The 21,133-nt window shown below is 72.2% G+C and carries 19 protein-coding genes; 10 read left to right on the forward strand and 9 right to left on the reverse strand.

Annotated elements, in window-relative coordinates:
• Window positions 1-124: 124 nt before the first annotated feature.
• The gene (locus VMN58_12875; protein ID HUF34091.1) at window positions 125-1,498 is read left to right on the forward strand and encodes a sigma-70 family RNA polymerase sigma factor; all 1,374 of its coding nucleotides are present in this window, start codon (window positions 125-127) and stop codon (window positions 1,496-1,498) included.
• A 19-nt stretch (window positions 1,499-1,517) separates the two neighbouring features.
• Here VMN58_12875 and VMN58_12880 read toward each other — a convergent pair whose 3' ends face one another.
• Window positions 1,518-1,820 (reverse strand): antibiotic biosynthesis monooxygenase, encoded by a 303-nt coding sequence (locus VMN58_12880; protein ID HUF34092.1) that lies wholly within the window; start codon window positions 1,818-1,820, stop codon window positions 1,518-1,520.
• Between the two features lie 117 nt (window positions 1,821-1,937).
• On the opposite strand from VMN58_12880, the gene VMN58_12885 reads away from it, so the two are divergent.
• Together VMN58_12885 and galK are read left to right on the forward strand one after the other, a co-directional pair.
• Window positions 1,938-2,834 (forward strand): DUF4931 domain-containing protein, encoded by an 897-nt coding sequence (locus VMN58_12885; protein ID HUF34093.1) that lies wholly within the window; start codon window positions 1,938-1,940, stop codon window positions 2,832-2,834.
• On the forward strand, window positions 2,834-3,826 hold the full coding sequence (gene galK / locus VMN58_12890) for a galactokinase (protein ID HUF34094.1): 993 nt from the start codon (window positions 2,834-2,836) through the stop codon (window positions 3,824-3,826). The genes VMN58_12885 and galK overlap by 1 nt, the downstream gene beginning before the upstream one ends.
• A 27-nt stretch (window positions 3,827-3,853) precedes the next feature.
• Here galK and VMN58_12895 read toward each other — a convergent pair whose 3' ends face one another.
• The 4 genes from VMN58_12895 to VMN58_12910 all read right to left on the reverse strand — a co-directional run bounded on the left by VMN58_12895 (window position 3,854) and on the right by VMN58_12910 (window position 8,977).
• A complete protein-coding gene (locus VMN58_12895) occupies window positions 3,854-4,477 on the reverse strand; it encodes a TetR/AcrR family transcriptional regulator (GenBank protein HUF34095.1) in 624 nt (207 codons plus the stop codon).
• A gap of 46 nt (window positions 4,478-4,523) precedes the next feature.
• Window positions 4,524-5,732, reverse strand: a complete 1,209-nt coding sequence (locus VMN58_12900; GenBank protein ID HUF34096.1) for an acyl-CoA dehydrogenase family protein — start codon at window positions 5,730-5,732, stop codon at window positions 4,524-4,526.
• Window positions 5,729-6,556, reverse strand: coding sequence for an enoyl-CoA hydratase-related protein (locus VMN58_12905; protein ID HUF34097.1), 828 nt, complete (start codon window positions 6,554-6,556; stop codon window positions 5,729-5,731). Before VMN58_12905 ends, VMN58_12900 begins: the two co-directional genes overlap by 4 nt.
• Window positions 6,557-6,619: 63 nt before the next feature.
• A complete protein-coding gene (locus VMN58_12910; GenBank protein ID HUF34098.1) occupies window positions 6,620-8,977 on the reverse strand; it encodes a TIM-barrel domain-containing protein in 2,358 nt (785 codons plus the stop codon).
• Window positions 8,978-9,067: 90 nt separating this feature from the next.
• On the opposite strand from VMN58_12910, the gene VMN58_12915 reads away from it, so the two are divergent.
• Window positions 9,068-9,835, forward strand: a complete 768-nt coding sequence (locus tag VMN58_12915) for a spermidine synthase (GenBank protein ID HUF34099.1) — start codon at window positions 9,068-9,070, stop codon at window positions 9,833-9,835.
• Here the strand turns inward: VMN58_12915 and VMN58_12920 are convergent.
• Window positions 9,832-10,899: a haloalkane dehalogenase gene (locus tag VMN58_12920; GenBank protein ID HUF34100.1), complete on the reverse strand. Its 1,068-nt coding sequence runs from the start codon at window positions 10,897-10,899 to the stop codon at window positions 9,832-9,834. The two genes, VMN58_12915 and VMN58_12920, sit on opposite strands and share 4 nt — an antisense overlap.
• Before the next feature lie 149 nt (window positions 10,900-11,048).
• Here VMN58_12920 and VMN58_12925 point away from each other — a divergent pair, with 149 nt between their 5' ends.
• The gene (locus tag VMN58_12925) at window positions 11,049-12,341 is read left to right on the forward strand and encodes an alkyl sulfatase dimerization domain-containing protein (protein HUF34101.1); all 1,293 of its coding nucleotides are present in this window, start codon (window positions 11,049-11,051) and stop codon (window positions 12,339-12,341) included.
• Window positions 12,342-12,396: 55 nt separating this feature from the next.
• The gene (locus VMN58_12930; GenBank protein ID HUF34102.1) at window positions 12,397-13,212 is read left to right on the forward strand and encodes an SDR family oxidoreductase; all 816 of its coding nucleotides are present in this window, start codon (window positions 12,397-12,399) and stop codon (window positions 13,210-13,212) included.
• On the opposite strand, the gene VMN58_12935 is transcribed toward VMN58_12930, so the two are convergent.
• Both VMN58_12935 and VMN58_12940 read right to left on the reverse strand, forming a co-directional pair.
• A complete protein-coding gene (locus tag VMN58_12935; protein HUF34103.1) occupies window positions 13,175-13,816 on the reverse strand; it encodes a hypothetical protein in 642 nt (213 codons plus the stop codon). The genes VMN58_12930 and VMN58_12935 overlap by 38 nt on opposite strands.
• Complete coding sequence (locus tag VMN58_12940) at window positions 13,813-16,518, reverse strand: bifunctional [glutamine synthetase] adenylyltransferase/[glutamine synthetase]-adenylyl-L-tyrosine phosphorylase (protein HUF34104.1); 2,706 nt, start codon at window positions 16,516-16,518, stop codon at window positions 13,813-13,815. Before VMN58_12940 ends, VMN58_12935 begins: the two co-directional genes overlap by 4 nt.
• A gap of 44 nt (window positions 16,519-16,562) precedes the next feature.
• On the opposite strand from VMN58_12940, the gene VMN58_12945 reads away from it, so the two are divergent.
• The 4 genes from VMN58_12945 (at window position 16,563) to VMN58_12960 (ending at window position 20,445) form a co-directional block, all read left to right on the forward strand.
• Window positions 16,563-18,287 (forward strand): NAD+ synthase, encoded by a 1,725-nt coding sequence (locus VMN58_12945; GenBank protein ID HUF34105.1) that lies wholly within the window; start codon window positions 16,563-16,565, stop codon window positions 18,285-18,287.
• Window positions 18,288-18,389: 102 nt separating this feature from the next.
• Window positions 18,390-19,058: a hypothetical protein gene (locus tag VMN58_12950; GenBank protein ID HUF34106.1), complete on the forward strand. Its 669-nt coding sequence runs from the start codon at window positions 18,390-18,392 to the stop codon at window positions 19,056-19,058.
• Window positions 19,055-19,888 (forward strand): DUF455 family protein, encoded by an 834-nt coding sequence (locus tag VMN58_12955; protein HUF34107.1) that lies wholly within the window; start codon window positions 19,055-19,057, stop codon window positions 19,886-19,888. Before VMN58_12950 ends, VMN58_12955 begins: the two co-directional genes overlap by 4 nt.
• On the forward strand, window positions 19,888-20,445 hold the full coding sequence (locus VMN58_12960) for a hypothetical protein (protein ID HUF34108.1): 558 nt from the start codon (window positions 19,888-19,890) through the stop codon (window positions 20,443-20,445). The genes VMN58_12955 and VMN58_12960 overlap by 1 nt, the downstream gene beginning before the upstream one ends.
• A gap of 133 nt (window positions 20,446-20,578) precedes the next feature.
• On the opposite strand, the gene VMN58_12965 is transcribed toward VMN58_12960, so the two are convergent.
• On the reverse strand, window positions 20,579-21,133 hold a 555-nt coding region (locus VMN58_12965), incomplete at its 5' end, for a hypothetical protein (protein ID HUF34109.1).

The following is a 21,133-nucleotide window of genomic DNA, read 5'->3' on the forward strand; positions in this document are numbered from 1 at the left end:
CTCCGTCCTTCGTCTGTCGACCGACCAGATCGTGGATTCGGGACGGTGACGGGTGACCGGTCCTGTGTCGCGATGACCCGGACGGTGCGGTAACGACTCACTCGTTCTTGGGACTCTGGTGGGTGTGGAGCATCTGCCCGACTGGATTGCGCTCGTCGAAGAAGCTCGCGCCGGCGACGGAAGCGCACGAAGTGCTCTCCTGAGCCGGTTCGAGCCGTTGGTGCGGTCGACCGCGAGACGCCTCGTCCATGTCGACCGTATCGACGACGTCGTCCAGGAGAGCTACGCCGCCGCCCTCCAGAAGCTCCCGGAGCTGCACACCGCAGCAGCGTTCCCGTCGTGGCTTCGACTGATCGTTCGCAAGCAGGCCAGCCGACAACGCGCCGACTCCACCGAGGTCACCCTCGATGCAGTGGTGGAGCCGGCCGCACCTGGCGCCGATCCGGCTGACCATCTGGCACGAAGCGAAGTGTCGGCGGTCGTCCGGTTGGCACTGACGTCCGCCCGGCACCAGGACCGCCGTCTCCTCGAGCTCCGCTACCTGGTCGGGTGGACGAACGACGAGCTGGCCGAGCTGCTCGGCGTCAGCTCCGGAGCCGTTCGCAAACGCCTCCACGATGCTCGCCGCCGCCTCCGCCCCCAACTCGAACACCTCAACCCCAAGGAGCAACCCATGACCGACTACCGCAACTACCTCGGCGCCGTGCACGACGCCGACCTCGACGTACCCGCCGCCGCACCGCTGCGCGCACCGGCAGACGAGCCCACCGTGACGGGCTTGAAGGTGATCGACACGATGTCCCCGATCCGGCGGGGTGGCACGATCGAGATGACCGGCCCCGCCGGCACCGGACACGTGGTCGTCACCCTCGAGCTCCTCTACCGGCTCGGGCGCACCGAGCACGACGTGGCATGCATCGGTGTCGGCCGGGCCGGAGCCGCGATCGGCTCCCAACCCGACCTGGCCCACATCGTCACCGAGCCCGGGATCCCAGGGCCCAACGCCGCCATCCTCGCGACCGGCCCAGACGAGGCCGGGCGGGCCTTCGAGGCGGGGTCGAGGCTTGCCGCCGGTCTTGCCGCCGAAGGCCTCGACGTGATCCTGGCCATCGACCGCCCCACGCTCGAGCAGCTCGACCCCGCCGTGCTGACGGCCAGTGCCGGGCTCACACCCGAGGGATCCGTGACCCTCGTCGCGCTCAACACCGTCGACCGCACCGCCGACACACCGGAGGCGATCGGCCTGGACACCACCCTCGTGTTCTCGCTGGAGCACCTCGCGCTCGGCATCTTCCCCGCGATCGATGGAGCTCGGAGCACCTCGGTCATGGGGACGAGCGACGCCGCCCGTGCCGCGAAGAAGCGCTTGGCGGACGCCGCCTCTCTTCGCGGCTGGTTCAACCAGCCGATGTACGTCGCCCAGGACCACACCGGCGAAGACGGCACCTGGATCGAGCCCGACGTCGTCGAAGCAGAGCTCGCCACTCTCAGTCGGTGACGCACAGCAGCAGTTCGACTCACGCGGTGGCAACGACGCGGTATGCGCCTGGACGACCCTCTTCGCAGAGGTCCATCAGCTTGCCGATCTCACTCGGCGTGTCAGGATGGCTTCGCATCTCCTGGATGTCGTCCAAGCTCCGCCACGGACCAAACGAGTAGAACTGCTGTGGATCGTCAACGCTTTGCACGAGCGTTCCCTCACCCGGAGGGTGCGGAAGGCTTCGAAAGTGACGGCCGAGCGCCTTCCACGCATCCACGAACTCGTTCTGCTTGCCTTCCTGTACGCGCCAAGCGCCGAGCGTGTAGATCTCATCCGACATGCGACATGTCCCCCCTTGGCATGCTCCGCGATGCGGAGCGATGGGTGAGGGTCAACCCACGTGTTTGTGGCCGGCCCGACGCCACCGGACAACGGGGCGACGCCTTACCGTACCGGCATGGACGATCACGCCCCCGCCGACAGCAGCCTTGCGCGCGGCGTGGGCCACGGACCGATGGAGCGACTGGACCCGCTGACCGGCGAGCAGTCCGTGATCGTGGGTGGCCGTCAGTCGCGCCCGAACCTCCCCGTCGAGTCCTGCCCGTTCTGTCCCGGCGGGATCGAGGCCCCCGAGCCCTACGACGTGCGGTGGTTCCCCAACCGCTGGCCACCGCTGCCGGGAGGTCGGGCCGAGGTCGTCCTCTACGCCCCCGAGCACGACGCCACCATCGCCTCGCTGCCGCCCGATCGCGTGGAGCGCCTGGTGGCGCTGTGGGCAGAGCGCACGGCGGCGCTCGGCGCCCGTGACGACGTCGACTACGTCCTGATCTTCGAGAACCGCGGGCCGGAGGTGGGCGCGACCATCTCGCACCCCCACGGTCAGATCTACGCCTTCGACGAGGTGCCCCCCGCCGCGCTGCGGGAGCTCGCCAGCGACACCTGCGCGCTCTGTGACGAGGACCCGGGGGAGCGGCTGGTGGCGTCGGCGGGCGGGTGGCGGGCGTGGGTCCCGAACGCGGCCACGTGGCCCTACGGCCTGGTGCTCGCGCCTGACGACCACGTGGCCGACCTGCCGGCCGCCGCGCCCTCCCATGGTGAGCTCGCCGCGCTGCTCGTCGACGTGTTCGGGCGCCTGGACCGGCTGTTCGCCGAACCCATGCCGACGATGTGGTGGTGGCACCAGCGTCCCGCCGACGGGGGTGACTGGTCGACCGCCCACCTCCACGCCCACGTCGCGCCGCTCCTGCGCAAGCCGGCCACGCCGCGCTTCGTGGCGGCAGGAGAGCTCGGCAGCGGCGTGTTCTTCAACCCGGTCGTGCCGGAGGACGCGGCGGCCGAGCTGCGGGACGCCTGATGGTGCGTGCGTTCGCACCCGGGCGGGTCAACCTCATCGGGGACCACACCGACTACACGGGGGGTCTGGTCCTGCCCATGGCCGTCCAGCTCGGCACGACCGTGGAGGTCGATGTGGGTGGCGACGAGGTCCGCCTCGACTCGGCCGACGAGCCCGAGCCGGTGGTGGTCCCGCTCGACCCCGGCGACCCGGCAGCGGTCGAGCCTCGGTGGGGGCGCTACGTCGCCGGCGTGGTGGCCGAGGTCCGCCCCTCCGTGGGGGCAACCGGGACCGTCACGACCACCCTGCCGGTCGGCGCCGGCCTGTCGTCGAGTGCTGCCCTGGAGGTGGCCGTGGCCCTCGCCCTCGGCTTCGTCGGCACACCCCTCGAGCTGGCCCTCGCCTGCCAGCGTGCCGAGCAGCGCGCGTCGGGGGTGCCGTGCGGGGTGATGGACCAGCTCACCTCGGCCGCTGGGGTGGCGGGCCACGCCCTGCTGATCGACTGCACCACCCTCGAGGTCAGCCCCGTTCCCGTCCCCGACGGGCTCGAGGTGGTCGCCGTCCACTCGGGCCAGCCCCGGACCCTCGCCGGCTCCGCCTACGCCGAGCGCCGTGCCGCGTGCGAAGGGGCGGTCGCGGTCATCGGCCCGCTGCGCGACGCGAGCCTCGCTGACCTCGACGACCTCGACGACCCCGTCGTCCGTCGACGGGCCCGTCACGTGATCTCGGAGAACGGGCGCGTGCGAGCCGCGGCGGTCGCCCTCGCCCAGGGTGACGCCATCGGGGTGGGCGCCCTCATGGACGAGAGCCACGCCTCGCTTCGGGACGACTTCGAGGTCTCCACCCCGGCGCTCGACGCGCTGGTCGAGCGCCTCCGTGGCACGCCCGGGGTGTTCGGCGCCCGCCTCACCGGAGCGGGCTTCGGGGGGTGCGCCGTGGCGCTCTGCGAGCCGGGCGCGCTCACGGAGGGCTGGCGGTTGGAGGCGGTCGACGGCGCTCGCCGCACCGCCTGACGCGCGGCGGCTGCTCGGGCAACGGGGTCAGCGCCGGGCCGGCGCGTGCGCCTCGGCCAGGGCCCGCACCGCGCCCATGACGGCGGTGATGTAGGTCTCCTCGACCTCGGCGCGCGGGCGCCCGGCGACGGTCCAGCGGTCGACGACGCCGTTGAGGCCGCTGATGAAGATGGCGGCCGCGGTCACGGCCTCCTCTTGCGGGATCCCGAACTCCTCTGCTGCCAGCCCCCCGTAGAAGTCCTCGATCTGGCGGTAGTAGGCGTCGCGGGTCGCCTGCAGGCCGTCGACGCGGATGGCCTGGAGCAGTGCACCCAGCAGCGCGCCGTGCTCCTCCACGGTGTCGAACCACCCCGCCGTGGTGGCACGGATCCGGTCCTCGAAGGTGGTGGCGGTCTCGAGGGCGGCGGCCACCCGGGCCTGCAGCCCAGCGCGCTCCCGGTCGAGCAGAGCCTGGAGCAGCTCCGCCCGGTTGGCGAAGTAGGCGTAGCCGAGTCCCTTGCTCACGCCGGCAGCGGCGGCGACGCCTTCCATGGTGACGGCCTCGACACCGCCTCGGAGCACGAGCTCGGCCGTCACGTCGAGCAGCTGCTCCCGGCGCCGCTCCCGTGGGAGGCGGGACCCCCGGTTGGGGGGGCGGCTGGGGACGGCCATGAGAGGAGGGTACCGCTGCTGACGCATCCGTCAACAAGAGGTCGAGTCAGCTCAGGCCGGGCTCGCGGGGCAGGCCGAGGACCCGTTCGCCGACGATGTTGCGCTGGATCTCAGCGGTGCCGCCCCAGATGGTGGACGCGCGACTGCCGAAGAAGTCGGCCTGCCAGCGGTCCAGCTTGTAGCCCTCGCCGACCACGGTGGCGTCGGCGCCGAGGACCTCGAGGGCCAGCTCGGCGAGGTCACGGTGGAGCTCCGACCACAGCATCTTGTTGGTCGACGCCGCCGGACCGGGGTCGCCGGTGTCGATCAGCGACGCCAGCGTGCGGAGGCCGCCGTAGCGGATGAGCTGCACCCGGGTGTGCATCGTCGCGAGGCGCTGGCGCAGCACCGGGTCGCCGGCCCGACCCCGCCGGCGGGCCTCCTCGATCAGCTTGCGGACCATGATCTCGAAGCGGACGTGCTGGGTGGCTGCCGAGCCGCCGCGCTCGTTGCCGAGGGTCGTCTTGGAGACGCGCCAGCCGTTGTCGAGGCCGCCGATGACGTTGAACAGCGGCGCCCGCGCTCCGTCGAGGAACGTCTCGGCGAAGTGCGCCTCCCCGCCGATCTGGCGGAGCGGTCGCAGCTCGATCCCGTTCCGGGGCCGGCCGTCGTCGCCGCGGTCGAGCGGCACGAGGACGTAGGAGATCCCGTCGTGCTTGGCGGCATCGGGGTTGGTGCGGCAGAGGGTGAAGATCATGGTGGCGTCCCAGTACCAGCTGGTCCACACCTTCTGACCGGTGATGACGACCTCGTCGCCGTCGACGACCCCGCGGGTCTGCACGTTGGCGAGGTCGGAGCCGGCGTCGGGTTCCGAGAACCCCTGGCAGTAGCGGTCGGTGCCGTCGAGGATCCGGGGGAGGAAGTGGGCCTTCTGCTCCTCGGTGCCGTGGACGATGATCGCCGGACCGACCAGGCTCTCCCCCATGCCCAGGGTCGGCCGGGCCACGCCCGCTCGGGTGAACTCGGCGTCGACGGCGGCGGCCTCGAGCCCCGAGAGGCCGCGCCCGCCGACCTCGGGGGGCCAACCCAGGCACAGCCAGCGTGCCTCGCGGAGACGCTGGGTCCAGGCTCCCTTCGGCGCGACCCCCCGCGTCTCGACGTGGCTCGTCGCCTCGTGGGCGTGCTCCTCGAGCCATGCCCGCGCCTCGGCGGCGACGGCCCGGGCGGACGGTCCGTAGTCGACCTCGGCCCGAGAGGACCGCACGCCGGTGCTCACAGGTCGTCGGGGTAGTCGGTGGTCTTGGACAGCTTCCACTCGGGGTCGCGCTTCTCGAGGAAGGCCATCACGCCTTCCTTGGCGTCCGCCTGACGCCCGGTCCACCCGAACATGGCCATCTGGCGCCTGGCCGCCGGCCCTCGCTCCGAGACCGTGAGGAACTCCCAGAGCACGCGCTTGGTGAGGGCGGCGGAGACGGGAGCGGTGTTCACCGCGATGTCGCGGGCGAGCTCCATGGCGGTGTTGAGGACCTGGTCGTCGGGAACCGACCGGTTCACCAGCCCCATCTCGGCGGCCTCCCGCCCACGGAAGATGCGACCGGTGAGGAGGAGGTCCATGGCCCTCGACGCCCCGATGAGGCGGGGGACGAGCCACAGGAGGTCGGCATCGGGCATCACGCCCCGCCGGTTGAACACGAAGCCCAGCTTCACGTCGTCGCCCGCCACCCGCAGGTCCCACTCGACGGTCATGGTGAGCCCGGCACCGACGGCAGCGCCGTTGATGGCGGCGATGACCGGGGTGCGCAGCTGGTGGACCGGCGTGGAGCGACGGGCGTCGGCGGCATCATCGCGCGTCCCGATGGCCTTGGACCCCCCGGAGAACGTGCCCTCACCGCCGCCCAGGTCGGCCCCGGCGCAGAAGGCTCGCCCGGCTCCGGTGACCACGATGGCCCGGCACGAGTCGTCGGCGTCGAGCTCGCCGAACGCCCGGCCCAGCTCGGCGGACATCGTCCACGTCCACGCGTTCATCTGCTTCGGACGGTCGAGCGTCACGACCGCTACCGGCCCGTCGCGCTCGACCTTGATCTGGGTGAAGTCGGCCATGGTCTTGACGGTAGCGTCATCAAGTGGGCTCGTGCCCGGCCGCCTCCCGGTACTGGGTCGGCTTCAGGCCTCGACGAGCTCGACGTCGGGCGCGCCCTCGCCGAGCACCTCCGCCCGCACCGACGCGCCGGTCGCGCTGACCCTCACCGTGTGGCGGCCGGCCTCGGCCCGGTACCGGATGGCGACGTCCTCGCCGTCGACGACGGCCACCAGCGTCCGCTCGCCGCCGGCGGTGAACGGCGCGATCCGGATCAGGAGCTCAGCGGTGGGGCGCTCGCCGACGTGCTGCAGCTCGGGCCCGAGGGCGATCACCCCGCCCTCGCGCACGTACAGCGGCAGCACCTCCAGCGGGGCCTTCACGTCGATCCAGCGTCGACCCTCCACCCGCTCCCCGGTCCACCAATCGGTCCAGGACCCCGCCGGGAGGTACACCCGCCGTCGCCCCGAGGCGTCCATCACCGGCGCCACGAGGAGCGAGTCGCCGAGCATCCACTGGTCGGCGATGCGCCACGTCGAGGGATCGTCCTGGAAGTCGACGACCAGGGCTCGGGCCATTGGCACCGACCGGGCGACCGCGTCGGCGGCGGCGCCCAGGAGGTAGGGGAGGAGGCGGTAGCGCAGGCGCACGTAGTCGGCGCAGATGTCGCGCACCTCGGGCGGGAAGCGGAGGAGCTCGCGGGTGCCCACGCCATGGATGCGGGCATGCGAGAGGAACACGCCCGCCTGCACCCACCGCACCAGGAGGTCGCCGCCCGTCTCGCCGAGGAAGCCGCCGATGTCCTGGCTCCAGAAGCTGAAGCCCGACAGCCCGAGCGACAGCCCGCCGGCCAGCTGAGGTCCGAGGTTGTGCCAGTTGGGGCTGCTGTCGCCGCCCCAGTGGAGCGGGTAGCGCTGGCTGCCGGCCCACGCCGATCGGGCCCAGATGATCCAGTCGCCCGTCGCCTCCGCCGTGACCTCGGCCACCGCTCGGTTGTAGAGCAGCGGGTAGAGGTTGTGGGCGCGGTGGCCGGGCGTGCCGTCGTGGTACACGCCGTCGAGGGGCGCCTGCTCGCCGAAGTCGACCTTGATGGCCCGAGCACCGAGTGCGAAGAGCCGGCGCAGGTGCTCCTGGTAGACTCGCACGCCCTCCGGGTTGGTGAAGTCGATGCAGCCGACCACGCCGCCCGTCCAGCCGGGGGTGTAGCAGATGCCGATGTCGTAGATGCCCCCGTCGGCGTTGCGCACGAAGCCACCGGCGGCGGCCAGCTCGTCGAACAGCCGGCTCCCCTCGGGGATGTACGGGAGCTGCCAGAGGCAGACCTTGACGCCGAGTGCCGCCAGCTCGGCCAGGTAGCCGGCCGGGTCGGGGAAGCGTTCGGGGTCGAACTCGAGGTCGCAGCGCCAGTCCTCGCGGAACCAGTGGGTGTCGAGGTGGAGCACGTCGACCGGGTGGCCCTCCTCGCGCATGCGATGGATCACCTCGAGGGTCTCCTCGGCCGAGCGGTAGGAGATCTTGCTCTGCCACCACCCGAAGCTCCACGCCGGCGGCACGTGGCTCTTGCCCGTCAGGTCGGTGTAGGCGGAGAGGACCTCGCCGATGTCGCCGAGGAGCACGTAGTAGTCGAGGAAGTCGTCCTCCAGGGCGACCTGCACGTCGGCCGCCGCCATGCTCCCCACCCAGGCGGTCATGCGGCACGAGTGGTTGAGGAACACGCCGTAGCCGCTCGTCGACACGAAGAAGGGGATGTTCTTGTAGCTGCGCGGGGTGGTGGTCCCCGTGGCCTCCACCATGTTCACGTCGATGGTCTGGCCCACCTTGTCGAGGGCCAGGAACTGCTCGCCGAAGCCGTAGATGGCCTCCTGGGGTCGCAGGGCGAAGCACTCCACGGCCAGCGGGTCGCCGGCGGCGGTGCGGCAGATCCCGGTGTTCCAGCTGTCCCAGAGGTTCCACTGGTTCTTCTCGCGCCCGCCGATGAGCGCGACCTCGCCCCGGTCGGGGGTGGTCACCGAGATCGTCAGCGGCTTGAGGGCGACGCGGATGCTCGCCTCGCCGGTGGTCAGCAGGACGTGGTCGTGGTGGACGGCGACCTCTGGGGACGACGGCGCGGGGGGTTCGCCCACCACCATGGGGTTGCGGTTCGCTCCCACCGAGGGCGCCTGGGCGTAGCGGACTCGAACGGTGCCGTCGGCGACCAGGTCCAGGCGCATCGACCCGTTGATGGCGTCGCCATCGGCGGGTAGCTCGTCGCTTGCCTCGGTGTCGTCGGCGAACCTGCTGAACCGCCGCGTGACCGTGTCGGTGGTGCGCAGCACCACCCACGTGGGCCCGTGGTCGACCACCTCGGCCGAGCGGACGTAGGTGCGCACCACCGCCCGCCGCTCGAGCAGGCGGGTGTGGAGGTCGTCGACCACGGGCGGGTTCTCAGCGGGCTCGGCGACCATGCCGCCTTCCTAGCAGCCTGTTGACGGAAGCGTCAGCCGATCGCGCCCGCCTCACCAACTGGCCCCGGGGGACCGGTGCCCTGCTCACCAGTGCCGTGCGATGCTGCCCCGGGCGCCGCTCGCCCGGCCAGGGAGGACACCGGCACCGTGCTGTTCGAGGAGATCGACCACCGCCAGACGCCCATGGGCGTGATCAGCCTGCGGCGGCGGCGCGAACCCTCGCTGCAGGTCGACGTCTACGAGGCACGCCTCGACGACGAGTTCCTGATGTCGAGCCTCTTCACGGTGGCCGAGGTGGCGCTGGCGCGCCTTGGCCTCGCCGAGGTGGCAGGCGACGACCTCGACGTCGTCGTGGGAGGCCTCGGTCTCGGCTACACCGCCCACGCCGCCCTGGCCGACGCCAGGGTCTCCTCCGTGCGCGTCGTCGACGCCCTCGCCGAGGTGATCGGCTGGCACCGGGACCGCCTGCTGCCGCTCTCGCCGGGGCTCGTCGAGGATCCGCGCTGCGCGCTGGTCCACGGGGACTTCTTCGCCCTCACCGCCGGTGGCGCGCCGTTCGGCGACGGGGCACCCCACCGCCACCACGCCATCCTCCTCGACGTCGACCACAGCCCGTCGCGCGTGCTGCACCCGAGCCACTCCGCCTTCTACGAGGTCGACGGCCTCCGCCGCGTCGGCGAGCGCCTCCATCCCGGTGGGGTGTTCGCGCTGTGGTCCGACGACCCGCCCGAGGACCGCTTCGTCTCGGCGGTGGGCGAGGTCTTCGCCACCTGTGACGCCCACGTGGTCACCTTCGCCAACCCCTACACCGACGGCGAGGCGTCCAACACCGTCTACGTGGCCAGGGTCGAGGTCTAGGTCGGTGGCGTCGACCGGATGAGCTCGTCGACCCGGCGCGCCAGGTCGTCCCCCTTGTCCTCCTGGATGAAGTGGCTGGCGTCGTCGTAGGCGTGGTGGTCGAGTCCGGCGGCGCCGGGCACCCGGTCGCGGATCAGCGACTGGACCGCGTCGGTGCCCAGGCCCTTGTCGAGGCGCCCGAAGAGCGTGAGCGCCGGACGTTCGAAGGCGTCGAGCGCCGCTTGGGCCGCCTCGTTGGTCGGTGCCTCGCCGAGGGTGTTGACGAGGGAGGGGAAGGCGCGCACCCCTGCCATGTGGATGCGGGAGGGGAAGGGGGCGTCGTAGGCCGCCAGCTCCTCGGGGCTCAGCGAGGTGGCGGTGCCGCTGTCGACCACGTCCGACGCTCGGAACTTCGTCCCGACGAGGGAGAAGACGGCCCACCGCTGGAACTGCTCGGCCCACGAGAGCCCCTGCAGGCCGGGGTCGGCGAAGGGCAGGACCATGTCGTCGTCGGGCTCGAGCTCGTCCGGGAGCTGGAGCAGCTCGAAGCCTTCGGGCACGACCGGCAGCTGGCCGTTGGCCACCACCACCCGCGCGTAGCGGTCGGGGTCGTTTCCGACGGCCCGCAGCCCGATGAGGCTGCCCCAGTCCTGCACGAAGATCGTGATGTCCCGGAGGTCGAGGGCGTCGAGGAAGCCCTCGAACCACGACACGTGCTGGAGGAAGCGGTAGTCCTCGATCTGCACCGGCTTGTCGGAGCGGCCGGTCCCGACGAGGTCCGGGACGACGACCCGATGGCCGGCGGCGCTCAGGACCGGGATCATCTTGCGGTAGAGGTAGCCCCACGTCGGCTGCCCGTGGAGGAGGACGACGACCTCGCCGTCGGAGGGTCCCTCGTCCACGTAGTGCACCCGCAGGCCGTCGACGGTGGTGTACCGCGGCTCGAACGGCCAGTCGGGCAGGTCGGCGAAGCGCTCGTCGGGCGTCCGCACGCAGGGCCGGCAGGAGTCTGTGAAGCGGATCTCGGCCGTCCCCGCGTCGGTCGCTGGCGGGAGGTTGGGCTCCGGGCAGGTGGTGGCGGACATCAGGACCTTCCGATGACGACAACGAGCCGGTGAACCCTACGTCCTGACAGCGTTACTGTCAAAAGGATTGGCGTACTCCGGTTCGGCCGGCGGCGGCACCGTGGGCGACCTACGGTGCCGAACGACCGGAACCCCGCAGAGGGAGACCCATGCCCACGATCCACGAGCTGGCCGAGCGCCACTGGCAGGGGGAGGGCGACCTCGTCCACGCCGAGCACCCGGTGACGCCGGCAGCCGGCCGCGTCGGGGAGGAGATCGCCGAGGGGGTCTTCTGCCTCAAGAGCATCGCCAGCGTCAACGCCGTCGACACCGGCGACGGCCTCGTGATGCTCGACACCGGTGGACCCTTCGACACCCACCACGTCTACGAGTCGGTCCGGGGCTGGCGGCCCGAGGCACCGATGCGCGCCGCGGTGTTCTCCCACCACCACGTCGACCACGTCTTCGGCACCGCCCGCTTCGAGGCCGAGGCGACCGAGCGGGGGTGGGGCCAGCCCGTGGTCTACGCCCACGAAGAGGTGCCCGACCACTTCCGGCGCTACGAGCGGACCCGGGAGTGGAACGCGGCGATCAACCAGCGCCAGTTCGGCCTGCCCGTGGACGGCTTCACCTGGCCCGCCGACTGGCGCTATCCCGACGTCACCTACGACGAGCGCCTCACCTTCGCCTACGGCGACACCGCCTTCGAGCTCCGCCACGCTCGCGGCGAGACCGACGACGCCACCTGGACGTGGGTGCCCTCGCTCCGGGTCCTCCACCCCGGCGACCTCTTCATCTGGGCCGTCCCCAACGCCGGCAACCCGCAGAAGGTGCAGCGCTTCGTGAGCGACTGGGCCGCGGCCCTGCGCCAGATGGCCGGCACGGGGGCAGAGGTGCTCCTCTGCGGGCACGGGCTGCCGATCTTCGGCGCCGACCGGGTGGCGGTGGCCCTCACCGACACCGCCGAGCTGTTGGAGTCGCTCGAGGCCCAGACCCTCACCCTCATGAACACCGGCGCCAGCCTCGACCGGGTCATCCACGAGGTGGAGGTGCCGGCCCACCTGCTGGGCAAGCCCTACCTGCGGCCGGTCTACGACCACCCCCAGTTCATCGTCCGCAACGTCTGGCGCCGCTACGGCGGCTGGTACGACGGCGAGCCGGACAACCTCCTGCCGGCGCCCAGGGCACAGCAGGCCGCCGAGTGGGTTGCCCTCGCCGGCGGGATCGGACCCGTCCTCGACCGCGCTCGCGCCCTCGCCGCCGGTGGGGACCACCGCATGGCCTGCCACCTCGTGGAGCACGCGGTGATCGCCGACCCCGCCGCAGCCGAGGTGCACGAGGTCCGCGCCGAGATCTACGCCGCGCGGTCGGCGCTCCACGAGAGCTCGATGGCGCGCAACCTGCTCCTCCACGCCGCCGAGTCGAGCAAGCAGGGCCGCCGCGACCTCGCCGGCGACTGGTGAGCGAGCCGGGCCGGTCGCCTCGCTTCGGTTCCCCGTGCGGGGGTAGAACGGCGTCATGACCCGCTCCGTGCTCGTGACCGGCGCCAACTCGGGGATCGGCCTCCAGACCGTCCTCGCCCTCGGCCGCCGCGACTACCACCCCATCGGCTCCGTCCGGTCAGAGGCCAAGGCGGAGGTGGTGGCCAAGGCGGCCGCCGACGCCGGGGTCAAGGTCGACACGGTGCAGCTCGACGTGACCGACGAGGACGCCTGCGCCGAGGTGTTGGCCGGCCTCGACCTCTACGGCCTGGTCAACAACGCCGGCTACGGGGTCACGGGTGCGGTCGAGGACATCGAGGACGACGAGGCCCGGGCGCTGCTCGAGACCATGGTGGTCGCCCCCATGCGCCTGGCCCGACTCGCCCTGCCGGCCATGCGCGAGCGGGGCGAGGGGCGCATCGTCAACGTCTCGTCGATCGCCGGGCTGGCCACCGCCCCGCTGGCCGGGTGGTACACGGCCGCCAAGCACGCCCTCGAAGCGCTGTCCGACGCCCTGCGCGTCGAGGTCGGCTCCGCCGGGGTGAAGGTGGTGCTGGTGGAGCCGGGGGGCTTCAAGACCAACATCTGGGAGGACATGGAGCGCGACATCGCCAACCGTGGCGACTCCCGCTACCGGACCGCTTACGAACGCTCGAAGCGGGCCATGCAGCTCGGTGAGCCGCTCATGGGCCAGCCGAGTCAGGTCGCCGACGTGATCGCCAAGGCCATCTCGGCGCGGTCGCCCCGGGCCCGGTACCTGGTGGGGATCGACGCCCAGATGATGGCGCTGGGAGACCGGCTCACGCCCACGTCCGTCAAGGACCTCGTGTCCCGGTTGACCCTCGGCCTCTGAGGCGCGGCCGGAGAGACGGCCGGCGGGCGGGTGCGGCGCCCGGCGCTGGCCGGGTCCGGTACCACTGCGTCGCCATGATCCCGACCGCCACGGCGGTGCCGGTGAGCGACAGGGCGACCAGCGTCGGGAGCGCGCCGGTGCCGGCGCGGGGCAGCAGGGCGTCGTCGACCTCGTCGGCCGGTGCCTCGCCGGAGGTCTCGGGCCGGAAGGTGGTCGGCGGTGGCTCCCCTTCCTCGGTCGGCGGCGGGGGAGGGGGCGCCGTGGTGGGGGCGGTCGGGGCGGTGGTCGGTGGCGGGGGGTCCGTCGCCGGTGGCGCCTCGGGCTCCTCGTCGGGCGGCGGTGGCTCTTCTTCCTCCTCCGGCGGCGGCGCCTCGGTGGTGGTGGTCGTCGTGGGCTCGGGCACGAGCGTGGTCGTGGTGGTGGTCGTGGCCTCGGGTTCGGGCTCCGGTTCGGGCTCGGGGTCGAGGATCTGCGCGCCTGCCGCGCCGGCGAGGACGAGGACCGTCAGCAGGACCAGCGCGACCGACGCGACCGCCCGCCCGCGACCCGCCACCCGTACGGCCAGCGTCGCCGCTGCCGCTTCGTCCGCCGTCGTCCGGTTCACCGGTCGACACCGTAGAAGAGGCGCTCGACCACGGCGCGGGACCTGCGGGTGACGCGGCGGTAGCCCTCGCGCACCTCGACGGGCGTGGAGTCGAGCGACCGGGCGAGGCGCCCGAGCTCGTCGGCATGCTGGGGGAGGGCGTCCTGGGTGCTTCCGTGGACGAGGAAGAGCCGGTTGCGGGCCCGCTCGCAGAACCGGTAGGCGCCGGCCAGCACCTCCATGTCGTCGTGGGCGAGGACGTCGGCTGCCGCCAACCGGGCCAACGCCTCCATCGTCCCGGGGGCGCGCACACCGTGGCGGAGCTGGAGGAGCTGGGCACAGAACTCGATGTCGGACAGCGACCCTCGGCCCAGCTTGAGGTGGAACTGCGGGTCCTCGCCGGCAGGGATCCGCTCCCGCTCGACCCGGGCCTTGATGCGACGGATCTCCCGCTCGTCGGTCTCGGAGAGGGGGGCGTCCCAGACGAACGGCGCCATCATCTCGATGAAGGCGCCGGCGAGCTCTGGGTCACCCGCGACGGGCCGGGCCCGGAGCATGGCCTGGCGCTCCCACACGTCGGCCCACCGCTCGAAGTACGAGCGATACCCGTCGAGGCTCCGGGCCAGGGGGCCCTGGCGCCCCTCGGGGCGGAGGTCGGCGTCGAGCTCGTAGATGCGCTCCGACGGGTTGGCGCCCTTGACCCCCCGCAGGAGCTGCGTCGCCACCCGTTCCGCTTCGGCGCGGTCGTCGTCGGTGGCGCCCTCGTAGACGAAGATCACGTCGAGGTCGCTGCCGTACGAGAGCTCGACGCCACCGAAGCGGCCGAGGGCGACCACGGCGAAGGGCAACGACGGCGCCACGGCGAGCAGCGCGCCCTCCACCGTCGCCTCGGCCAGGGCGGTGAGGTCCTCGGCGGTGGCGTCGACGCTCGACAGGTCGAGGACGTCGCGGGCGGTGATGCGCAGCACCTCGCGCTCCTTGAAGCGCCGGAGGCGGGCCAACCGCGATTCCGGGTCGCGCCACTCGAGGGCGGTCGTGGCCTTCTCGAGCAGCGTGGCCTTGGAGAGCGGCGCGATCGCGTCGTCGTCGCCGAGGTCGGGGATCAGGTCGGGGTTGCGCTCGAGGACGTCGGTCAGCAGGCGGCTGGTGCCGATCAGCGTGCACAGTCGACGGGCAGACTCCGGCGACTCGCGGAACGCCCGTGCCAGCTCGGTGGAGCGCTGGACGCCCGAGGCGAGCGTGCGCAGCCCCATCAGGCCCCGGTCGGGGTCCGGGCTGTCGGAGAGCCAGCCCAGCAGCAGGGGCAGCAGCTGGTGCATCAGGCGGGACGAGCGGGTGAGGCCCTTGGTGAGCTCGGCCACGGCCTGGCGGGTGCGATCGGCCTGGGAGAAGCCGAATGCGGCCAGCCGGGTGGCGGCGGCCTCGGCTGTCAGCCGTCCCGGGGCGCCGGCGAAGGCCTCGAGCAGGGGGCGGAAGTACAGGCGCTCGTGGATGGTCCGGACGGTGGAGCGCGTCCGCGCCAGCTCGGCGTCGAAGGCCTCGAGGGCCGAGGCGTCGGGCGTGGACGAGAAGCCAAGCACCTTCGCCAGGCGCTCCCGATCGGCGGCGCCGCTCGGCACCGCGTGGAGCTGGCGCTCGTCGACGAGCTGGACCCGGTGCTCCACGTCCCGCAGGAACCGGTAGCAGCGGGCGAGCGAGTCGGCGTCGTCGGGGGCGACGTAGCCGGCCGACGACAGCTCCGCCAGTGCGTCCAGCGTGGACGGGCATCGCAGCGCGGGGTCGTGGCGGCCGTGCACCAGCTGCAGCAGCTGCACCGCGAACTCGATGTCGCGGATGCCCCCCACGCCGGTCTTCAGCTCGCGGTCGCTCATGCCCTTGCGCGCCACCTGCGCCTCGGTGCGGGCCTTCATGGTCCGCAGCGACCTGAGCTCATCGGCGCCCAGCGGCTCTCCCCACAGGTGCGCCTCAGCTGCCTCGACCCAGGCGGCGGCCACCGTCGGCGGACCGGCGACGGGGCGGGCCTTGAGCAGGGCCTGGCGCTCCCACGGCTGGGCCCACCTCGACCAGTACGCCTGGAACGACGGCACCGTGCGGGTCAGTGGCCCGTCGCGGCCCTCGGGACGCAGGTTGGCGTCGACGCGGAAGCACTGGCGGGAGATGGCCATGACCTCCCGTGCCGCCCCCTCGGCCTCCTTCGGGGTGCAGGCGTCGTCGGCGACGAACATCAGGTCGATGTCGCTGGCGTAGTTCAGCTCCTGGCCGCCGAGCTTCCCCATGCCGATCACCACGAGGCCGTCGGCCTCGGCGATGGCACACGCGCCCCGAACCACGTCGCCGGCCATGTCGGCAACCGCCCGGGCGGTGGTGGGCATGTCGTCGAGACCGGTGAGGTCGCGCGCCGCGATGCGGAGGTACTCGAGTGCCTTCCATCGCTGGAGGGCGCCCTCGTCGAGGTCGCCGTCAACGGGTGGGGGCCGACGGTGGTCGGTGCGGGCCAGCACGTCGAGGGCCTGGGCATCGGTCTCCAGCAGCTGGGTCAGCGAGCGGCTGGCGGCGCACACCGCGACCACGGTGGTGGCGAGTCCGGGATCCTCCACAAGCCGGTCGCGCAGGCCGCCGTGGGCGTCGGCCAGGCGCTCGATGGCGACGCGCGCCAGCGCCGGCGCGGCCGACGACTCGACGGCAGCGTCGAGGTCGCCTGGTGCGCTGGGCTTGAGGGGCACCCCACCAGTGTGGCCATGCCCGGCACGGGTCGTAACCTCGGTCCATGCCGGTCGTGCGCGTCGCCCTGTGCCAGCTCAACGTGGTGGTCGGTGACCTCGAGGGCAACGTCGACCGCATGCTCGCCGCGCTCGACGACGCCGAGTCGCAGGCTTGCGACCTCGCCGTGTTCCCGGAGCTGGCGATCACCGGCTACCCGCCCGAGGACCTGCTGCTCAAACCCGGCTTCATCGCCGACAACCGCGCCGCCCTCGACCGGCTGGCGGCGCGCACGGGCCACTGCGCGGCGGTGGTCGGCTTCGTCGACGCCGAGCGCGACCTGTTCAACGCGGCCGCCGTCTGCGCCGGCGGCCGGGTGGTCGGCACCTACCGCAAGCGCCTGCTTCCCAACTACGCCGTGTTCGACGAGCAGCGCTACTTCGCCCCCAGCACCGACGAGCCCACCTTGTTCCTCGTCGCCGGGGTGCGCGTCGGGATCTCGGTCTGCGAGGACGCATGGGATCCCGACGGCCCCATCCTCGACCAGGCCTCCGGTGGGGCCGAGCTCATCGTCAACCTCAACGCCTCGCCCTACTACGCCGGTCGCCTGGCCGAGCGCGAGCGCATGCTCGCCACCCGGGCGGCCGACTCCTCCTGCGCGCTGGTGTACGTCAACCAGGTCGGCGGCCAGGACGAGCTGGTCTTCGACGGCGCCTCGCTGGTGTTCGACGCCGACGGCGAGCTGCTGGCCCGTTCGCCGCAGTTCGTCGAGCACATGATGGTGATGGATGTCAACGCCCGGCCGGTGTTCCGCAAGCGCCTGCTCGACCCCCGGGGCCGCGAGCGCTCGCCTGCCCTGCCGGTGGTCACGGTCAGCGAGGCCGGCGAGCAGCGGTCACCTGCCGAGCGGTTGCACCCGCCGATCTGCCCGACCCTCGAACCGGTCCACGAGGTCTACGAGGCCCTGGTGCTCGGCCTGCGCGACTACGTCGCCAAGAACGGCTTCACCGACGTCGTGTTCGGGCTCTCGGGCGGGATCGACTCGTCGCTGGTGGCGGCCATCGCCGCCGACGCCCTCGGCCCGGCCAACGTCCACGCCGTCGCCATGCCGTCGCGCTACTCCTCCGACGGCTCCATCAGCGACTCGGAGGTGCTCGCCGGGCGACTCGGCATCGAGCTCACCACCATCGCCATCGAACCGGCGCACGCCGCCATGCTCGAGATGCTGGCACCGGCGTTCGAGGGCACCGAGGAGGGGGTGGCCGAGGAGAACCTGCAGGGTCGCATCAGGGCCAACCTGCTCATGGCGCTGGCCAACAAGCGACCGGGCTGGCTGGTGCTGGTCTGCGGCAACAAGAGCGAGCTGGCCGTGGGCTACACGACGATCTACGGCGTCGACATGGCCGGGGGCTTCGCCGTCATCAAGGACGTCCCGAAGACCCTCGTCTACGCGCTCTGCCGCGACCGCAACCGGCGTGCCGGCACCGACGTGATCCCCGAGGCGGTGCTCACGAAGCCACCGTCGGCCGAGCTGCGACCCGGCCAGCGCGACGACCAGAGCCTGCCGCCCTACGAGGTGCTCGACCCGGTCATCGACGCCTACGTCGGCGACGACCTCACCTCGAGCGAGCTCGTCGAGGCCGGCTTCGACCCCGAGGTGGTGGGCCTCGTCACCCGTCTGGTCGACCGGGCGGAGTGGAAGCGCCGACAGGCCCCACCCGGGGTGCGGATCTCCACGAAGGCCTTCGGCAAGGACCGCCGCCTCCCCATCACCAACGGCTACCAGGGCTGACGGCTGACACCGGCGTCACCGCTCTTGACCACGGGGTCAGTCGGGGGCACCCTTGGCAGGGAGCGGCAGCGTGTGCCGCCCTGCCACCCCAAGAGGAGCCCCATGGCCGACCCGAAGAAGCCCCGCCCCGCCTTCGCCCCCTGGGACCGCCGGGAGCTGCCCGGCGCCTTCAGCGTCGAGGAGACGGCCCGCAGGGTCGGGAACTACAAGTGGATCGAGATGAAGCTGTTCGAGGCGCTCGGCGGCTGGATCGCCACCGTGCCCGAGCTCGACGTCAAGATGCGCCTCGGGACCCACTGCTACCACCACGCCTGGCACGCTGACCTCTGGCACAAGCGCCTCCCCGAGCTGCGGGAGATGAACCCCGAGCGGTTGACCGTGCCCGCCGACGGCATGGAGGCCTTCGTCGAGGCCCTCACCGAGCCCGAGGCTGCCGACCTCACCATCGAGAAGCTGGTGGGCGTGTACCGGGTCCTGATCCCGCACAAGATCGCCGCCTACACCTACCACCTCAACAACACGTCCACGATCACCGACGCCCCCACCATCCGCTCGCTCAAGCTCATCCTCCAAGACGAGTTCGACGACTGGCGCGACGGCGAGATGCTCCTGCAGTCGCTCATCGAGACCGACGAGGAGATCGACCGGGCGGTTGCCCACCAGGCCAAGCTCTCCAAGCTCATGCTCGCCGCCGGTGGCATCGCCGGCGCCGGCTCCATCGGGTCCAACGAGCTCACCTACGACGCAACTCCCCAGGAGGCAACCGCATGAGGAAGATCCACCCCCCCGAGGACCTGGCCCGCGACGGCCGGTTCTTCCGCATCACCACCGAGCAGCGCTTCAACGACCCCCGCGGCCCCCGTGGTCTCGGCGAGGGCAGCGGCCGCAAGGGCGGTAACCGCCTCACCCCCGACGTGCCCAACGCGCCCGACGCGGCGCGCTCGCTCATGCACGGCATCTTCGTGGGTGAGATCCAGGCTCTCGAGGGCGCCGGGCGCACCTGCTGGGACTTCGAGACCGGCGACGGCCGCGAGCAGGCGCCGTTCCAGCTCAAGCTCGACATGGCGCGCCAGTGCTGGGACGAGGCTCGTCACTGCGAGATCTCCGTCAAGCTCTCCGACTGGATGGGCACCGAGCTCGGCGAGTTCTCCGAGTCGACCTTCCTCTACGAGGCAGCCTGCAACCCCGACCCGGTGCTGCGCCTCACCGGCGTGAACCGGGCCCTCGAGGGTCTGGCCATCGACGTGTTCAACACCATGAAGGAGTTCGGCGAGATCGCCGGCGACCCGGTGCTCGAGTTCTGCGAGGACTGGATGCTCGCCGACGAGGTGACCCACGTGAAGATGGGCTCCGACTGGCTCCGCCGCCTCACCGAGACCGACCCCGAGCGACGGGCCGCTGCCCTCGAGTTCCAGCGCGTCGTCGACAAGCTGTTCTCGCTCGGTGGCGTGCGCGGCGAGGACGACGACGCTCCGATCCGCCTGGCCCGCCGCTTCCGCGAGCTGGCCGGCTTCACCGATGGCGAGATCGACGAGATCTCGGCCATCTCGTCCGAGGCCGCGGCCGAGGCCCGCGCCGCCACCTCCAAGGCGAGCGCCTAGTGGCCGACGTGACCGTGGTGCCGCAGGAGTGGACGATGGTCCACTTCGACTCGGCCCGCATCGAGGCGGTGGCGGCCACCCTGGTCGACCAGATCGGCATCGCCGCGCCGGTCACCATCGAGGTCGACGAGACCACGCCGATGGGTCGCGTGTGGGTCGAATCGCTCGACCCCGTGGTGGTCAAGGTCCAGAGTGGCGGCTTCGAGGACCCGAAGCGCCCCCGGTACCTCAGCGAGGAGGCGGTCGCCGACGTGCTCGGCCGGCTCCTCCACCGGGTGCGCGACCGGCTCGACGACGCCTTCGGCGACCCGCCGCCCGACGACGACCTCACCCTCGCCCAGAGCACGGCGTGGGACACCTACGCCGTGGGCCGCTTCGCCCGCCTCGGGTACCCGGCCAACCGCCAGCGGCGCCTGTACCACTTCCGCAACCGGCACGGCTTCTCCGACATCGCCGACGCCGTGTTCGACCGCCTGTGGGAGGCCGAGGGCCTCACCTGGGCCGATCTGCTCGCCGCGTGCGACGAGACCGAGGAGACCCGCACCCCCGTGGGCTGAGCGAAGGGGGGGTACGCGAAAGGGGCGCCCCCGCCGGGGCGCCCCATCCGTTGTGTGTCCTGTGAGTCGGTGCGGGGGTCACGGGTGCACCGGAGCTGCGACCTCGTCCGGCCGTCAGGCCGGACTGAGAGGGCTACTCGAGGTCGTCGTCGGTGTCGTCGGTGTCGACGCCTTCGGGCGGGCCGGCCGGGGTGTCGGGACGGTGCTCGCCGTCCTGACGGTCGGCGTCGGTCTCGTCGTCATCGTCGTCGGTGTCGTCGGTGTCGACGCCTTCGGGCGGGCCGGCGGGGGTGTCGTCCGGCTGGTTGGCTTGACCGGCCTCGGCTCGTGCCTGGCCCTCGGCCCGTGCCTCGGCGCCGTTCTCGGCACCTGCGGTGCTGCGGCCATCGCTGGCGATGTGGGCCAAGTCGGGGCCGGTGGTGCCGTCCTGAGCGGCCTCGCTCACCGTGGCACCGTGGTTGTCATCGGGCTGGCCGCCCTCGATCTCGACGTTGTCCTGGTCGTCCTGGCGGTTGTCGCCGTCCTGACGGTTCTCGTCGTCCTGGGCCTCGGTCTCGACGACCACCGGAGTGTCGTCGGGGGCGTTGGCCACGACGACGGCGCTGGCGCCGGTGACGGCAAGGGTGCCGGCGGCGGCGGCGACGAGGGCCTTGGTCGAGAGTGCGGCAAGTGCTTCGGCGATCATCAG

It is taken from the genome of Acidimicrobiales bacterium (genome assembly GCA_035512495.1).
Classification (GTDB): Bacteria; Actinomycetota; Acidimicrobiia; order Acidimicrobiales; family CADCSY01; genus DATKDW01.

Coding starts and splice junctions, on each gene's coding strand:
- VMN58_12920 (HUF34100.1), bottom strand. CDS start 10,899: ATGTCCGCCACCACCTGCCCGGAGCCCAACCTCCCGCCAGCGACCGAC.
- VMN58_12950 (HUF34106.1), top strand. CDS start 18,390: ATGGCCGACCCGAAGAAGCCCCGCCCCGCCTTCGCCCCCTGGGACCGC.
- VMN58_12955 (HUF34107.1), top strand. CDS start 19,055: ATGAGGAAGATCCACCCCCCCGAGGACCTGGCCCGCGACGGCCGGTTC.
- VMN58_12895 (HUF34095.1), bottom strand. CDS start 4,477: ATGGCCGTCCCCAGCCGCCCCCCCAACCGGGGGTCCCGCCTCCCACGG.
- VMN58_12885 (HUF34093.1), top strand. CDS start 1,938: ATGGACGATCACGCCCCCGCCGACAGCAGCCTTGCGCGCGGCGTGGGC.
- VMN58_12930 (HUF34102.1), top strand. CDS start 12,397: ATGACCCGCTCCGTGCTCGTGACCGGCGCCAACTCGGGGATCGGCCTC.
- galK (HUF34094.1), top strand. CDS start 2,834: ATGGTGCGTGCGTTCGCACCCGGGCGGGTCAACCTCATCGGGGACCAC.
- VMN58_12925 (HUF34101.1), top strand. CDS start 11,049: ATGCCCACGATCCACGAGCTGGCCGAGCGCCACTGGCAGGGGGAGGGC.
- VMN58_12945 (HUF34105.1), top strand. CDS start 16,563: ATGCCGGTCGTGCGCGTCGCCCTGTGCCAGCTCAACGTGGTGGTCGGT.
- VMN58_12880 (HUF34092.1), bottom strand. CDS start 1,820: ATGTCGGATGAGATCTACACGCTCGGCGCTTGGCGCGTACAGGAAGGC.
- VMN58_12910 (HUF34098.1), bottom strand. CDS start 8,977: ATGGTCGCCGAGCCCGCTGAGAACCCGCCCGTGGTCGACGACCTCCAC.
- VMN58_12905 (HUF34097.1), bottom strand. CDS start 6,556: ATGGCCGACTTCACCCAGATCAAGGTCGAGCGCGACGGGCCGGTAGCG.